This window comes from Borrelia turcica IST7 (genome assembly GCF_003606285.1).
GTDB lineage: Bacteria > Spirochaetota > Spirochaetia > Borreliales > Borreliaceae > Borrelia > Borrelia turcica.
The window spans coordinates 67,956-83,731 of the sequence record NZ_CP028885.1; the positions used below are offsets into that span (position 1 = coordinate 67,956).

Annotated in this window: 15 protein-coding genes; 12 read left to right on the forward strand and 3 right to left on the reverse strand. The window is 33.5% G+C overall.

Going from position 1 to position 15,776, the window contains the following annotated elements; translation table 11 throughout:
* Positions 1–136 precede the first annotated feature (136 nt).
* The 3 genes from DB313_RS04955 (at position 137) to DB313_RS04965 (ending at position 3,365) form a co-directional block, all read left to right on the forward strand.
* The gene (locus DB313_RS04955; protein WP_152031115.1) at positions 137–1,093 is read left to right on the forward strand and encodes a hypothetical protein; all 957 of its coding nucleotides are present in this window, start codon (positions 137–139) and stop codon (positions 1,091–1,093) included.
* A 327-nt stretch (positions 1,094–1,420) separates the two neighbouring features.
* Positions 1,421–2,383 (forward strand): hypothetical protein, encoded by a 963-nt coding sequence (locus DB313_RS04960; protein ID WP_120104772.1) that lies wholly within the window; start codon positions 1,421–1,423, stop codon positions 2,381–2,383.
* Between the two features lie 226 nt (positions 2,384–2,609).
* Entirely contained in the window at positions 2,610–3,365 is a 756-nt protein-coding gene (locus tag DB313_RS04965) for a hypothetical protein (protein ID WP_120104773.1), read from the forward strand.
* A 264-nt stretch (positions 3,366–3,629) separates the two neighbouring features.
* Here DB313_RS04965 and DB313_RS06445 read toward each other — a convergent pair whose 3' ends face one another.
* On the reverse strand, positions 3,630–4,220 hold the full coding sequence (locus tag DB313_RS06445) for a hypothetical protein (protein WP_161555022.1): 591 nt from the start codon (positions 4,218–4,220) through the stop codon (positions 3,630–3,632).
* Here DB313_RS06445 and DB313_RS06450 point away from each other — a divergent pair.
* Both DB313_RS06450 and DB313_RS04985 read left to right on the forward strand, forming a co-directional pair.
* Positions 4,202–4,831, forward strand: a complete 630-nt coding sequence (locus DB313_RS06450) for a hypothetical protein (protein WP_161555023.1) — start codon at positions 4,202–4,204, stop codon at positions 4,829–4,831. The genes DB313_RS06445 and DB313_RS06450 overlap by 19 nt on opposite strands.
* A gap of 264 nt (positions 4,832–5,095) precedes the next feature.
* Complete coding sequence (locus tag DB313_RS04985; protein WP_120104775.1) at positions 5,096–5,866, forward strand: hypothetical protein; 771 nt, start codon at positions 5,096–5,098, stop codon at positions 5,864–5,866.
* Between the two features lie 546 nt (positions 5,867–6,412).
* Here the strand turns inward: DB313_RS04985 and DB313_RS06555 are convergent.
* A complete protein-coding gene (locus DB313_RS06555; RefSeq protein ID WP_274542542.1) occupies positions 6,413–6,538 on the reverse strand; it encodes a hypothetical protein in 126 nt (41 codons plus the stop codon).
* 207 nt (positions 6,539–6,745) lie between these two features.
* Here DB313_RS06555 and DB313_RS04990 point away from each other — a divergent pair, with 207 nt between their 5' ends.
* From DB313_RS04990 to DB313_RS05020, 7 genes are all read left to right on the forward strand, one after another.
* Entirely contained in the window at positions 6,746–7,336 is a 591-nt protein-coding gene (locus tag DB313_RS04990; protein ID WP_120104776.1) for a BTA121 domain-containing protein surface lipoprotein, read from the forward strand.
* A 172-nt stretch (positions 7,337–7,508) separates the two neighbouring features.
* Entirely contained in the window at positions 7,509–8,579 is a 1,071-nt protein-coding gene (locus tag DB313_RS04995) for a hypothetical protein (protein ID WP_120104777.1), read from the forward strand.
* A 262-nt stretch (positions 8,580–8,841) separates the two neighbouring features.
* Positions 8,842–9,921, forward strand: coding sequence for a hypothetical protein (locus tag DB313_RS05000; RefSeq protein WP_120104778.1), 1,080 nt, complete (start codon positions 8,842–8,844; stop codon positions 9,919–9,921).
* Positions 9,922–10,126: 205 nt separating this feature from the next.
* Positions 10,127–11,173, forward strand: coding sequence for a hypothetical protein (locus DB313_RS05005; protein ID WP_120104779.1), 1,047 nt, complete (start codon positions 10,127–10,129; stop codon positions 11,171–11,173).
* Positions 11,174–11,386: 213 nt separating this feature from the next.
* A complete protein-coding gene (locus DB313_RS05010) occupies positions 11,387–12,463 on the forward strand; it encodes a hypothetical protein (RefSeq protein WP_120104780.1) in 1,077 nt (358 codons plus the stop codon).
* Positions 12,464–12,628: 165 nt separating this feature from the next.
* Complete coding sequence (locus DB313_RS05015; RefSeq protein ID WP_120104781.1) at positions 12,629–13,708, forward strand: hypothetical protein; 1,080 nt, start codon at positions 12,629–12,631, stop codon at positions 13,706–13,708.
* Positions 13,709–13,860: 152 nt separating this feature from the next.
* The gene (locus DB313_RS05020) at positions 13,861–14,859 is read left to right on the forward strand and encodes a hypothetical protein (RefSeq protein WP_120104782.1); all 999 of its coding nucleotides are present in this window, start codon (positions 13,861–13,863) and stop codon (positions 14,857–14,859) included.
* A gap of 120 nt (positions 14,860–14,979) precedes the next feature.
* On the opposite strand, the gene DB313_RS05025 is transcribed toward DB313_RS05020, so the two are convergent.
* The gene (locus DB313_RS05025) at positions 14,980–15,642 is read right to left on the reverse strand and encodes a hypothetical protein (RefSeq protein ID WP_120104783.1); all 663 of its coding nucleotides are present in this window, start codon (positions 15,640–15,642) and stop codon (positions 14,980–14,982) included.
* Between the last annotated feature and the right edge of the window lie 134 nt (positions 15,643–15,776).

Below are 15,776 nucleotides of genomic sequence, written 5' to 3' on the forward strand. Positions count from 1 at the left end.
TGCTACGAAGTCTTCCCTACTCCTCTATGTTTCTGTTCTACTTCCTGCTTTGCTTTTCATATAAATAATTAAAGTAGGTTTAGTATAAATTAAATTAATGTTTATTAAAAATGTTAGTAAGAAAAAGGAGAATGATATGAGATTATATAGAGTATTGTTGGTATTGCTAGTTATATTAATGGGTTGTAGCCAGCAAACATCTAAAGGTAAAGCTGGGAAAAAGCCGGGGATAACAAAAACAGGGAAGAAGAGAAAGCAAAAAGGTATTAAGAAGAAGAAATTAGATGAAAAGCCAGTAGATGATGAGATAAGTGATAATGATGATGATGAGGAAGATGAGATAAGTGATAATGATGGTGGTGAGGAAGAGGAGATGGGCGACGTTGGGGGAGATGCACTTTACGCTATGTTAGAGAAAAAGGTCAAGGAATTAAGGGAGAAACATAAGAGAGCTAAGAATAAATTCGAGAAAAAGCATCCATTTCCTAGCGAAGAAGAACTGAGTCGTTTATTTCCTGACAGTCAAGAGCCTGAAGAAAGGACTACAAAAGTATCTCTTGCGAAGGATTATTCATTTTTGAACATTATAAAATTGATGGTGCAACAAGACAGTGATAGGTACCAAGATAGTATGAGTGACATTTATGCAGGCCTAGAATATGACGCTGGTCTTCTTACAGGGGTAGATAAAATAATTACTAAATTAAACCATGAGGAATTCAACTATGGGAGTCAAGATAGTGAACCATCCTTGTTTTATCACTACTTCTTATTTAGAATAGGTGTAGCTGGAGAATTTAACCGCAAAGTTTTATATGAGCATTTCAGTGATGCAACACTGGCTAAGCTTAAGAGTGGTAATGAAGAGGCTATTGAAAAGGCCAATAAACTTTTAGATGAGTTTATGAAGAAAAAGGCAGATTTATTAGCGTTGTTTAAAGAACAAATCAAAGCAGTAGAAAACCAGAAACAAAGAAACGATTTCTTTAGTGAGTTTATGGAGCCTAGACGAAAAGAAATTACAGATGCACATAGTGCCTTGGAAAAGAGTAGTGAAAATATTGAAGAATTTTGTTCGAAGTTGAATAATTAGTTGGTGTTTTTTTAAAAGCTCAGATTGAATAGACTTACTATTTAATAACAATAGGACAGGGGCTTTATTGTTGAGCTTATATTAATTTTAATTATTCGTATGCATAAATGCAGTAGAGCGTTTATTATAAAGAACAGAAGTATAAGGAGTTAGTTTTACAAGGCAACTAATCTTTAGAAAGAAATTATGAATATGTATTGGCCTTTGTGATTGCTAGAGATTAATAGTTAAGATTAATAGGTAGTTAGTTAAAAGACTATATTAAAAGGGCTTTATTTTAAGTGTTAATATATAATTGACATAATAATAAAAGCAAAGGAGGATAACATGAAAAAGTGTATGTTGGTATTTTTTTTAGTACTATTTGTGTTACTTGGTTGCAAGCAGGCTAGTGATAACTTGGAAGAGAATATAGAGGAACTAGAGGAACTAGAGGAAGTAGACGAGGAAGAGGACGATAGTGATGTAAGAAAAAGAGAGAAGGTAGGAGTTAAAGGAAAGAAGGGAAAGAGGGGAAGGAAGATAAAAGACGGTAAAGTGAAAACAGAGAGAAAGTCAAGGGTAGCACAAACTTTAAAAGAAAATCCGGAGGATAGTTTAGAAGAAGTAAAAGACAAGATAGAAAATATAATGGAAGAATTAGAATTGGAAAGGGTAGCAAGAGAGCAGGAACCCCTCTACAATATTCTAGTGATTAAAGTAAAGTCATTTAGGGAAGAGCTGGAGAGAGAAAAGCGTAAATTTAATGATGGAGGACACTCATTTCCTAAACTTGCAGAGGTACTCTGGGAAATCAAAGAAGTTATTTATACAAATAGCTCCACAATGGATCATATTTATAAAACACTTGGATATGATGTGAGTACTCTTGAAAGATTAGAAGAAATGTTGTCTATATTATGGTTTAGTGATACAAAATGGGACGGATGGGGTTTGGCAGATACTTGCAAGATGTTGTTGAGTTTTTTGCGTGATTTAGGCGATCATACTAGTAGACTTGTAGGATGGTTTAGCGATGAGGAACTAGATAAACTTAAGAACAGAGAAACAAACTTGTTTTTACTTAATGGACTCGTAGATCAATTTATTTTATTAAGAAAAGATTTAGTAAAGGCTGTTCAGGATCAGATATTAATGGCACAAATAAATAAGAATGATATGGAACAAATGAAAAAGGACTTGAGTCTTGTGTATGAACCTCGTTCAGAAATTCTTGCAATATCTAACAAACTTAAGAAAATATTTGTTGACATTGCAGAATGCTTATTTGCGAAAAAAAAGGCCTCGTAAGGTCTTTTGCAAAGCACAAAATGACCCGAGATACAAAAATATAAAACTCAAATGAGTTTAAAGGCATTTAAATAACACTTTAAGTATTTCCAAGAGAAGTTATTATTATAAATCAATAATTATTGTTATTTTATAATAATAATTATATATTAGTATAGCATACAGATATAGTATGTTACATTGAAGTATTAATTATTGAATAGTAATTATTCTAGGAGGATATTATATGAAAAGAATAAGCATAATAATGCTTGTATTATTTGCGCTATTAACAATAGTAAATGGAGCTTATGCTCAAACAGTAAGTGTAGCTCGAGGTAAGGCTTCAAAAGTTGCAACTAAATCACCGGAAGAAATAGAAGCTGATATGGAAGCTAAGGAAAAGGCTTACTCTGAACTAGAGAAAAACTTAAATGAACTTAAAGAAGAGCTTACAGAATCAAAAAATGAGTTGACAGATTCATTTACTACTCTTGATACTAAAATAAAAGAGTTGCCAAAAAACATGCAATTAGGGAAGGGCGATAGTGATTCTTTAAGGCTGGACAAAATTTATGCAGGTCTGGATTATGATGCAGATGATATTAAAAGGGTAGAAGAAATACTAGATAAATTATACGTATCCGGTTCCGATAGAGATGCTGCTTATAAACTATTAAACTTATTATATGGCATTGGGAACTCTACTTACCAAATCGTTAATGAGCTTTTAGGAGAGGCAAACTTAGCTAAACTTAAAGATAACAGCAACATAATAGATATTAAAGATATGTTAAATGAATTTATTACGTTAAGAGAGGAAGTACTAGAAAGAGTTGCGGAACAAATCAAGGTAGCTGCAACACAAAAGAATTCTAAACAGAGGATGTTAGCCGAATTGAGTAAGATGACCAGAAGTAATGCAGTCATTTATAATAGAGTATATGGAAAGTCAAACTCTCTTCTTGACATACAAAAAGAGTTTGAAAAACTAGTTAAATAAATAGAATTAAATAAAGTAAAGGCCTTATTTCCTTGGCCTTTACTTAATCTAAGACCACCAGACAAAAAATTAAGATTTAAATTAAAAAGTTTAAATAAATAAGAAGTTGACAATACAAAATAAAACTAGTAGAATATTCAACTAGTATAAAACTAGAATAGTTATTAAAAAGTATTCTAAATTAAAATAAAAGGTAATTCTGAAAAGTAATTATTCTAGGAGGAGATTGTATGAAAAGAATTAGCATAATAATGCTTATATTATTTACTGCATTAATGATGAGCTGTGGGAATGAAACAAAACCAGAAGACCAAACAAGTCAACCAAATCCACCAGCACCCGCACCAGGAACACCAGGAGCACCAGGAACACCAGGAGCACCAGGAGCACCAACAGCACCAGGAACATCAACAGCACCAGGAACATCAACAGCACCAGGAACATCAACAGCACCAGGAGCACCCGCACCAGGAGCACCAACAGCACCAGGAACACCCGCACCAGGAGCACCAACAGCACCAGGAACACCCGCACCAGGAGCACCACCCGCACCAGGAGCACCAACAGCACCAGGAACACCCGCACCAGGAGCACCAACAGCACCAGGAACACCCGCACCAGGAGCACCAACAGCACCAGGAACACCACCCGCACCAGGAACATCAGCACCAGGAACATCAGCACCAGGAACATCAACACCAGGAACATCAACACCAGGAGCATCAACAGCACCAGGAGCATCAACAACACCAGGAGCATCAACAACACCAGGAGCATCAGCAGCACCAGTAGCAACACCAGTAGCAACACCAGTAGCAACACCAGTAGCAACACCAGTGGAAAAACCAACAACAACACAAATAACAGGGTACACTGAATTAAAAAATAAGATAAATGAATACAAGACATGGATTGAATCTAAAGATACCGAATTAAAAAATGAATTTAGTGATCTTAAGAATAAAATCAAAGAGATGTCAGGCAATTTATCAAACAAGGTAGACTACAGTGCCACAGAAAGATTAAATAAAATTTACTCAGGGCTAGATTATGATGTAGATGCTATTAAGGAATTAGAAGAAGTATTTGCTAAATTGGATGTAGCAAACGCTCATAAAAATGTTGCTTTTGACTTATTACGATTATTGTATGATATTGGAAATTACACTCAAGAAGTTTTAAATGACCAATTAAGAGACACAAACTTATCTAGGTTTATGAATTATATAGATAAACCAAAAGAAATTGGTACTAAGCTATATGACTTTATGAAGCTAAGAGATGAAGTAATAGGAGAGGTTAAAGCTCAGTTAAAAGTAGCAGTAACAAAGAAAAATGATACCGCAAATTTAATAACAGAATTGAAAAAGATTAATGTTGTTAGTAACATGACAGATATTGCTAAGAAAGTATATTTATCTCTTCCTGAAAAGCAAAAAGAGATAGCTAATTTTTTAAATAAATAATATTCAATTTTTTTTAAATAAATATTATTAAATAAAAGCAAAGGCCATGGAAGCATGGTCTTTATTTATATACAGACACATATAACAAATAAATTTAAATAACATAAGTTTTAATTAAAACTGTTAAATAAATAAATTTGACAATACAAATTAAAATCAGTATAATATAAGTCTAGTATAAAGTTAGAATTTATATTAATAAGTATTCTAACTTAAGTGATACAGATGATTATGTGGTAGTAATTATCTGGAGGAGAAGATTGTATGAAAAGATATAACATAATGCTTATATTATTTACTATGTTAATGATGGGCTGTGAGTATAACCCATGGTTCGGAGATAGGCAAAAAGAACCAGAGAAAGGATTTGAAGGACAAGGTGAGAAGGGTAAGCCACCAGTAGTCGAAAATAGGATAGGGCAACCAGCAGAAGGAAAAGAGAAAGCAAAAACACCTGTAGTAACAGGAAGTGGAGGCCAAGGGCAAAACCCGCCAGCACCAAAAACAGCAGTAGAGGGAAGTGAAGAACAAGGTGAGAAAGGTAAACCACCAGTAGTCGGAAATAAGACAGGGCAACCAGCAGAAGGAAAAGAGAAACCAAAAACACCAGCAGTAACAGGAAGTGGAGGCCAAGGGCAAAACCCACCAGCACCAAAAACAGCAGTAGAGGGAAGTGAAGAACAAGGTGAGAAGGGTAAACAACCACCAGTAGTCGAAAATAAGACAGGACAACCAACAGAAGGAAAAGAGAAACCAAAAAAACCTGTAGTAACAGGAAGTAAAGGCCAAGGTCAAAACCCACCAGCAACAGGAAATAGTATACGAGATCAACTACCAAAAAGAGTTTGGATACCTAGTGAAATACATAAAGCATTGAATGAGGCAACAGGGGTGAAAACTAAAAGCGAAGAAAAGTCATCAACAACAGGAGCATCTGCGGGAGGAACAAGTGGGGAGACAGAAGAATCCTCAGATAGAATAACCGGAGACGAAGAAATAGAAGTAGAGGGAGCTGTGTTTGATTGGGGCGGGTAATAGTAATAGGCGCAATGACGCTAGTAGTAGATAATGCTACTTTAGTTAAATAAATATTATACAGATTAAAAGCAAGAAGGCCATAGAAAGATGGTCTTCTGTTTTTTGCTTACTTACGCCTCTTAAGTCAAAACATTCAATTATAAATGTTGATATTATGTGCCTGAGTTATATGATTGGTGTTTATTATTCATAATGTAACTAGGAATAGCTATGTTTGTTTTATTTAGGAGGAAAATTTATGAAGAGGCTTAGTACCATATTGATTGCATGTGGCTCAATGAATTTAAAGACAAATAAGTGCTAAACGTCGCCCCAATTGTTAACTTACTAGTAAATTGATGTGACTTGTAATCTCAATCAAAACTTTTGCCACTAATTTTTTGGTATTATTGCCTCACATAAATCAATAAACCTGCTGTTGCTAGAATCCTTTCCCAGTTACTTGCCTCGCAAAGCTTATGTCATTCGTAATATTGATGCTTGATTAGAATAATATATTGACTGCCTTTATATTGCTTTGTAATTTTATTCTTGCAGAATCACTTAAACGAGATAAATGCTTTCCTTAGCATTGTGTTCATTTGGTTGCATGCCATAAATGTAGATAAAAGAATTACAATAGCAACTAGACAAGATATTATTTCTCTTTAAATTTTTGATTCTAAACATACTAGCTCCTTTATGTATTAGAAGTCTAAATAAGTATAGTATATATTTCTTGAATAACAAAGAAGTATTATTGACTTTTTTTATTTTCTTTCCTTTTAACTTTTGCATGTGTGCATACTAGTTTAATTTATCATTGTTTTCCTATGAAAATTTTCTTAATTAATTAATTAAATGGTATATATTGTTGATAGAAGGAGACATTAAGTCATGAATATTCGAATTTTTAATAGTTCAATTTTAATTTTAATATTTATATTATTTAGTTGTAAGGATATAAAAGATGTCCAGGATGTAAGTGAGGTAAATGATTATGAGGAGGAGGATACTGAGGATGTTGATTTTGCCGATGAGAATACTTTAGAAGGTTTAATTGCAAAATATAAACTCTCTTCCGAAGAAAGACTTGCAGTTCAATTTTTAAAGGGTGTTTTAACTAATCCTCTTATTGCAAAGGATGTAGTGGGTGTCAAGAATTACACAGAAGAGGAATTTCGTGAATTTTTAGTAATGTTGGGCGCTAGTAAAACTAAGGAAGCTATTGCAGATATAGTTGTAACCATGAAAGCGCGGGATGAGGTAAGAAATGCCATATATGACATACCAGACGAAAATCCGCAAAAACAAAATTTTGAGAGCCAATTTAATGAAAAGGAAGAGGAATATTTTAAGGATTTAAAAATTTCTTGTAGTAGTGACGAGGGATATGAGGGCGCATATATAGCTTTAAGAGCTACTAGTGATTCATTTATGTTTAAAGCAATCAAGGGTCAAATAGATGATGCTTTGAATGAGAATTAAGCATAAAGGCAACAAGGAATAATCTTTGTTGCCTTATTTGGATTTAATCCTGTTATACAGTCCATATTGTTTTCCATGTATAAAAACTACTTAAAATTGAAATAAGTTTTAAGTCTTTTATTTTTATTGAATTATAATATTTTAAATCTTATTAATCTAAAGGAGAGGTGATTTGAAAGATAGAAATATGATAATAATTAAGAAAGGAAAATGTTTATTTACGAGTATTTTGTTAAGCTTCCTAAGTTGTGGCTTATCTGTGCTGGATAAGGCTAATGATGATTTGGGAGAAATTAATGCTCAACCAAGTAGCGTTGCTGTTAGTGCAGTATCATCGGACAAGGGTGTTAGTGCAGTAGCAGCGGGTACAGGCGCTAGTCTTCAGAGTTCACTTGATGTAGTTGAAGGAGAATCCTCACCTATATCAGATACTAAAGTGGATACAGGCGGTGTTAATTTAACAAGTGGCTCTGGAATTCCTGGAGGTACTTTGGAGGGAGGTGCTGTAGAGTTTGAAACTCACTCATACGGAGAAGTTACTTCAGGGGATAATTTTAATGGCAAATCACAAACAGTAATTGAGGACTTCCTAAAAAGAGGGTCTAGTGACTTGGTGGATGCAGTAGAGTACTCATCAGGAGGAGTTTCTGGTACATATGGGGGTGGTGCTACTGTTATTGAAGAGGAAGAAGACACAATCCCAAGAGTTGCTACCTTTAGCTCTGCGGGTGAAGATGATGAATCTTTAGAAGAAGAAGATGAGCGCAGAGAAAATAGAAAATATAATGCTGGCTTAAAGGAAGCTAAAAGAGATGTGTTTAATGCACTCACACTCATTAAGGCAATAGCCAAGGACTCTAAACTATTTGATTACTATGCAACCGCAATGAATAGTTCAAGGCATCTTGGAAATCCTAATTATCGCGAGAATGCTAGAGAGAAATATAATGAGTTTAGTAAAGAAAAATTAGAAGAAAACTTGTATGAACTCTTGAATTGGATAAAAGAGGGCGAGATTGCACTAAAATCTGCTGATGTTTATAGTAATGAGATTAGGGCAAAGAATAAGTTAGGGGAGGTTCGGGAAGATTTGGAGAAGTTTATTGCAGAAGTTAAGAATAAATCCAGTACAAGTGATGCATATAAAGAAGTGTCTTCAAACAGACATAAGCTGTCAAAAATGGAAGATTCTTTGAAGACAGTAAAGAGGTCTCTTTACAATAAGGACAATATAAGCAATTAAACTTCATAATAAATAATGTTGAAAGTGATTTTAAATAAGAAGGAATAGGCTTTAGCAACCTATTCCTTCTTTGTATCTTGGTGATGTAAATTGTGATAAGTTAATCAAGAAAAACAGAAAGGCAAGCAATAATCTTAGTTAGCAAAATTAAGTTTTACATTGATAATATTTTTCTAAAAACGGTTAATATATCTAATTCAACATGATTATTGAGATTTTTAATAACATTGTAATATAATTATTTTCAAAGGAGTGGGGAAATATGAGAATGAAAAAAAGTTATTTAATAACAAGTGTTCTTTTAAGTTTCGTAAGCTGTGATTTATCGGTCTTAGATAAGACTAAAGATGTGTTGTCAGAGATGCGAGGTATTTTAGAAACAGATGCTGTTAAAGATGTGGCTTCAGGGAAAGCTAGATTTACGGTTGTAAGTGAAACGAAGACAAGTACTGTGGGCGTGTCTAAGACACAAGGAGAGGCTGGCTTTGGTAATACTGCAGTAGATTCTTCAGGTACTAGAGTAGCAGGTGGCGCAGATTATGCAAGTGCAACAGGTGTAAGTAGTGTTGTAGAAGACGAGACAGGCAAACTTACAGGTATGGGTTTTGTAGAATATGACACTTACTCAGCTAGATATGCACCAGAGTTTGGTGTGTCAGGTTCTAATTCTGGTGGCATTCAACAAGTAGATTATGCTTCAGGTGATACTGGTGTAACTTATGGTGGTGTATCAGAAGTTATTGAAGAGAGTTATTCAGGCATGTCAGGTTCTATTTCTGGTGGGTCTGGTGCTATGACCATAGAAGAGGATACAAATGAAGACTATCAGGATTATTTGGATGATCTAGCGGCTAAGGAAGCAGAGAAAAAATATAACAACCATATAACAACAGCTAAAAGACATGTACAGGGTATATATACTTACACTAGTAGATTAAAAGAGGGTGCTAGGGTAGTTGAGCTTTGTGAAACTAAATCCAATGATACAATGGATCTTCAAAATCTTAGACAAAACAGAGAAATTGCTAAAAAGAAGTTAGCTGAGTATACAAAAGAAAGACTAGAAAAAGACTTGCAAGGATTATTGGATCAAATTGTAGAAGGTATATTACATGCGCAAGCTTCTGATAGTGATTATTATTTTGACAGCTATGCAATAACAACATTAAGTGAGCTTAAAAAACCATTAGAGGCTTTGATTAAAGAAGTTAAATCTGTAGCTGAGACAAATCATGAAGCTTATAGAAAGTTGATATCAAAGAGATATTTAATCGAAAAGATAAGTGGTGCTGTACCTAGACTACAGTGGTTACTTGGAGGCAGAGACAAGTACGGAGAATAAGCTATAAATTAAAATTTAATTAAAAGAAGAATAGGCTACTTAGGTAGCCTACTTTAGTATTGTCTTTTTTTTATAATCAAGCATTAATCTTTAAGTCTAATAAGTAGTTTAGGACTGCATTTGTTTGTATAAATCCCCTAATTACAAAGTAAATAAAGAATTTTAATTTTATTGAAGTATAATTACTTTCAAAGGAGTGAGAAAAATGAGAATAAAAAAAAGTTATTTAATAACAAGTGTTCTTTTAAGTTTCGTAAGCTGTGATTTATCAGTGTTAGACAAGACTAAAGATGTGCTGTCAGAGATGCGAGCTATTTTAGAAACAGATGCTGTTAAAGATGTGGCTTCAGGGAAGGCTGGATTTACGGTTGTAAGTGAAACAAAGACAGGTAGTGTGGGCGTATCTAAGACACAAGGAGAGGCTGGATTTGATAATTCTACAGTAGTAGGAGAGGGTTCTAGTTCTATTGCAACAGGTAGTTCACAAGGTTCCGCAAATACAGCAGGTGAGGGTAGTGTTGTAGAAGACGAGACAGGAAATGATAAAGGTATGAGTTTTGTAGAATCTGGTTCTGGTGGCATTCAACAAGTAGACTATAATTCAGGTGATGTTAGTGTAACTTATGGTGGTGAATCAGAAGTTGTTGAAGATAGTTACTCATCAGGAACATCAGGAGTTATTTTTGGTGGAAATAGTGCTGTGATCATAGAAGAGGACACAAAGGCTGATTACTTAGATTATTTAACTACCAAAGCAGAAAAGGAAGAAAGTAAAAAATATAATAGCCATATATACAAAACTAAATCTCATATGGAATATGCACGTGTTTTGGCTAGTAAAATAACAAAAAGCTATAGTTTATTTAACCTGTATAACACAAAAGGCTATGGCACACAAAACCTTGGAGAGACTAGAGTCAGAGAAATTGCAGCAAAGAAGTTAGCTGAGTTTACAAAAGTACAACTAGAAAAAGACTTGCAAGGATTATTGGATCAAATTGTAGAATCTAAAAAAGCAGCAGCAGCTGCAAGAGATGTTATTAACTATGGTAACGAAGGCCGAGCAGTGAAAGAGTTGGATGAGTTGCGTGTGAAAATAGAAGAGTTACTTTCTATAGTTAAAGGTGAGAATGATATAAAAATAGCGTATGGAAAGGTATCAACTAGGAGCTATTTGTTCTCTAACATAATAAATTCTATGAAGAGAATAAGTGTTTCACTTGACACCAATTACAGAGATATACCTGCATAAACTATAATTTAAATTAAAAGAAGAATAGGCTACTTAGGTAGCCTATTTTGTATTGTCTTTTCTTTTATAGTAAAGCATTAATCTTTAAGTCTAACAAGTAGTTTAGGACTACAATTGTTGTCTAAATCCCTTAATTACAAAGTAATTTAAGAATTTTAATTTTGTTGAAGTATAATGTGTTAATTATGATTATTTTCAAAGGAGTGAAAAAAAATGAGAAAAAGTTATTTAATAACAAGTGTTCTTTTAAGTTTCGTAAGCTGTGATTTATCTGTCTTAGATAAGACTAAAGATGTGTTGTCAGAAGTACGTGCTATTTTAGAGACAGATGCTGTTAAAGATGTGGCTTCAGGGAAAGCAGGATTTACGATTGTAAGTGAAACAAAGACAGGTAGTGTGGGCGTATCTAAGACACAAGGAGAGGTTGGATTTGATAGATCTACAGTAGATTCTTCAGGTACTAGAGTAGCAGGTAGCGCAGGTTATGCAAACCCAGCAGGTGTAGGTAGTGTTGTAGAAGAGGACGAGGCAGGAAATGTTACAGGTATTGGTTTTGTAGAATATGATACTTACTCAGGTAGATATGCACCAGAGTTTGGTGTGTCAGGTTCTAATCCTATTGAAAGACCACAGATATTACACTACGGTAGTACAACTTCAGGTGGTACAACAGAAGTTATTGAAGATAGTTACTCATCAGGTATGTCAGGGTTTATTTCTGGTGGTGCTAGTGCTGTGACTATCGACGAGGATACAGATGAGGATTATAAGAATCATTTGATTGACTTAGCAGAAAAGGAAGCAAGTAAAAAATATGACAAACATATAAAGAAAGCTAAAGACTATGTACAGGGTATATATACTTACACTAGTAGATTAAAAGACGGATATAAGACAGTTGATCTTTGTTTAACTAAGAAATATGATTCACGTGATCTTGAGAATAGCAGATCAAATTACGCAATTGCTACAAAAAAGTTAGCTGAGTATACAAAAGAACAACTAGAAAAAGACTTGCAAGGATTATTGGATCAAATTGTAGGAGGTATAGCTAGTATAGAAAAGGCTTCTGAGAATGATTACAGTCAAAATGATTTGCGAGCAAAGAATGAATTGAGTAATCTTAAAAAATCATTAGAGGATTTAATTAAAGACGTTAAGTCTGTTACTGAGACAAATCATGAAGCTTATAGAAAGGTATCAAGAAAGAGCCATATAATCGCAAAGATAAGTAGTTCTGTATCTAGAATACAGAATATGCTTAATTACGGATACAGTATTGCTAGATAAAAGCTATAAAGTAAAATTAAATTAATTAAAAGAAGAATAGGCTACTTAGGTAGCCTATTTTGGTATTTATAATCTTTTCTTATGCTAATTACAAAGTAATTTAAGAATTTTAATTTTGTTGAAGTATAATGTATTGATTATTATTATTTTTAGAGGAGATAAAATATGGGAATAAAAAGAAAATATGTGTGTGCAAGCATTCTTTTAAGTTTCGTAAGTTGTGATTTATCAGTACTAGATAAGACTAAGGATGTGTTGTCAGAAGTACGAGGTATTTTAGAGAGCGATGCTGTTAAAGATGTGGCTTCAGGGAAAGCAGGATTTACGGTTGTAAGTGAAACAAAGACAAGTGTAACTAGTTTGGTGCCAGAAGGAACAGAAGATGTTGTGGGTGTATCTATGCCACCAGTAGAGACAGGAAAGAAAGATAATACAGTAGGAACAACAAATTCTATTGCAACAGGTGATTTTACAGAACAAAATGCAACTACAACAAGTGTAGCTAGTTCAGTATCAGGCGTAGCAGTAAGTGATGTTGTAGGTGGTAGTACTTACGAAACTGGCTTGTCAGGTTACAGTAGTGCAGTGGATATAACAGAAAATTCTTCGTCAAGCTTTACTTCAGGTTCATACTCTGGAGAGATGATAACTGTAGAAGAATATGATTCATACGGGTTTGGTATGACAGGTTCATATGGGTTAATGTCCAATTCAATGACGGAAGTTGAAGATGAATTTGATGGGGACGATGATGATACAGACAGGAAAGAAAAGAGAGATAGTAATATATATGATTTCTACTTGAAGAAAACTAAAGGGAATGTTTACAATTCACTTGGGCTAGTTAAAAAAATAATAGGTGACTATGATTCAGTGAATCTCTATACAACTAAGTACTATAGTCCATTGAATCTTGGAGAGACTTCTGAAAAAGCCAATGATAAAAAAGAGTTGGATAAATATACAAAAGAACAATTAGAGAAAGATTTGAATGAGCTTTTAGGATACCTTAAAGAAGGTCAAAGTTCACTAGAATCTGCTAAAGGTGTTTATAAGAGCGATATTAGTGCAAAGAATAAGTTAAGTGAGCTTCAAACAGAAGTAGAGAAGTTTATTGCGGAAGTTGAAACAGATGGTAGTGCATATGATAGGACAGGAACTCGCCAAGGTCAGCTCTCAAAAATGATAGGTACTTTAAATACAGTAAAAGACTTACTTAATAGCGGAAGCAACATTGGCAATTAAGCTTTTAAATTTAATTTAATTAAAAGCAGAAATAGGCTACTTAGGTAGCCTATTTTATTTAAGTAAAAATATTGTTTGCTTAAATTCTTATTAATTAATTTGAGGTAAATAAATGGTATTGGTCTATAATTATTCCTTAAAGGAGATTTAATATGAGAATAAAAAGAAAATATATATGCGCAAGCATTCTTTTAAGCTTCTTAAGCTGTGGTTTGTCGGTAGCGGATAAGTCTAAGGAAGCGTTGGGAGAAGTGCGTGATATGTTAGAAAGCGATGCTGTTGAGAATGGGACTACTGGCACTGTAGAGAAAAGCATTACTAAGACAGTAACAAAAGAGTCTACTGTTAAATTGAATGTTCAAGCAAAGAGTGCTGGTTCTTCTGGTAACCATGAACATGGAAGAGAAGTTGCAAGTTCGCTTGAGAATCATCAAGATGGCATTGTTTTAAGTGGTGGTTTATATAACAGACCAGAAATGCCTGCTTTAAAACCAGTAATTTCTAAGCCTGAGAAAGAAGATAAAAGCAAGTACGATGAAGAGACTATTCCAGAGAGTCGAAAAGATGAGATGCGAGATAGCATAAAAAGAATTATAGAGGGAACTGAATATTCTTTACAAAAAGCAAAAGAATTTCAACCAAAATTCAAGGAGCAAAGTGATAAGGCCAAGGAGTTGTTGCATAAAATTGGAAAGGTACGAAATAGAAATCAAAGCAGAAGAACCATAGAAGCACAAAAAAAGATTGACGAAATTTATAAAGAACTAGACAAGGAAATGAGATCAGTTAGCTATGACGATGGTGAACAATTGTTGCACAATGCAGGTTCAGACAGTGATCTAGTAAAAGTCAAAAGAGAAGCTTTACTTAAAGCTTTGGACTATAATATAAAAGATGATAAAATTAGAAGGCTTTGGGATCAATTTGTAGAGAAAGGAGAGGCTGTATTGTCTAATGCAGTGGCCCTTCAACAAGAGACTCGTATACTAGCAGGCTGTATTAAGTATGCAGAAGAGAAACTTAAGGAATTTAAAGAAGAAGATGTTGAATTTGAATACTCAACATGGTACTCTAGAAAGGGAAGTAATGCTCATGGAAAAAAGAAGCAAAGAACAGTAAGAAGAGCAAATAAAAATTATTATAATTATTAAAATAAAAATAAAACCTCACTTTAAAGTGAGGTTTTATTTAAACTACTTGTTCATAAGAAAATTAATCTATGTAAGTTTTGTAAGTTTTAGATTAATCATTTCCCATCGGTAGGAAAAATCCTAGTACCTTATAATAAATTGTGTATAATGCTTGTGTAGCTTAGAGTATACTTTTTCAGTCGAGTTGTAAAGGTCTGCAAATTTGGGCATAAATTTTTGAAAACTTTTATCAAGTTTATTATGGTCAAGAATACTTACGCTAGATAAAAATTCTTTCTTGTATTTATCAATCAAGGGCAATCGCTTTTCCAATGATTCCTTGTATTCATGATAGTGTTTTTGTACTCCCACTGATTCCTCGTGAGTCAACATGTTTGCAAGCTCTATTGTATCAAGCAGAAGTAAACTTAATGAATCAAGTTCATAGAGCAAATAAGCAGCCTTATCTGCGTTTTTATCCTTAAGTTTAGTTAAAAACAAAGCTGTTCTTTTAAGTAATGCCTTACGATCAGTAACAGCAGAATCACCTTTTTCATTTCTTGTAACCATTAAACATAATTTTAATTTATGTAATAAATCTTCACCGGACATTGATTTAAAATCATTAATCGTTGCAAGAAAATAACTATCAAGGATTGATAAGTTGTTAAAATTAGTACGCCACTTATATACTCTTACTTCACTTCTTAAATCACCCTCTTCATTTAAAGAGAATAAACATAGTGGACTTGCAAGTAGCACAGACAAAAGAATTGTTTTTATTGCCAAATTCTTAAAAATCATACTTTTTACCTCTCATTTTTGTATATACTAAATTACTATATAGCATTTTAAATAAATTATAAGACTCAATGAAATTTTAATTATAGATACTAGATTATCTTGAAGTTATGCTAGTTTGTTTTCTGTTACTAGAT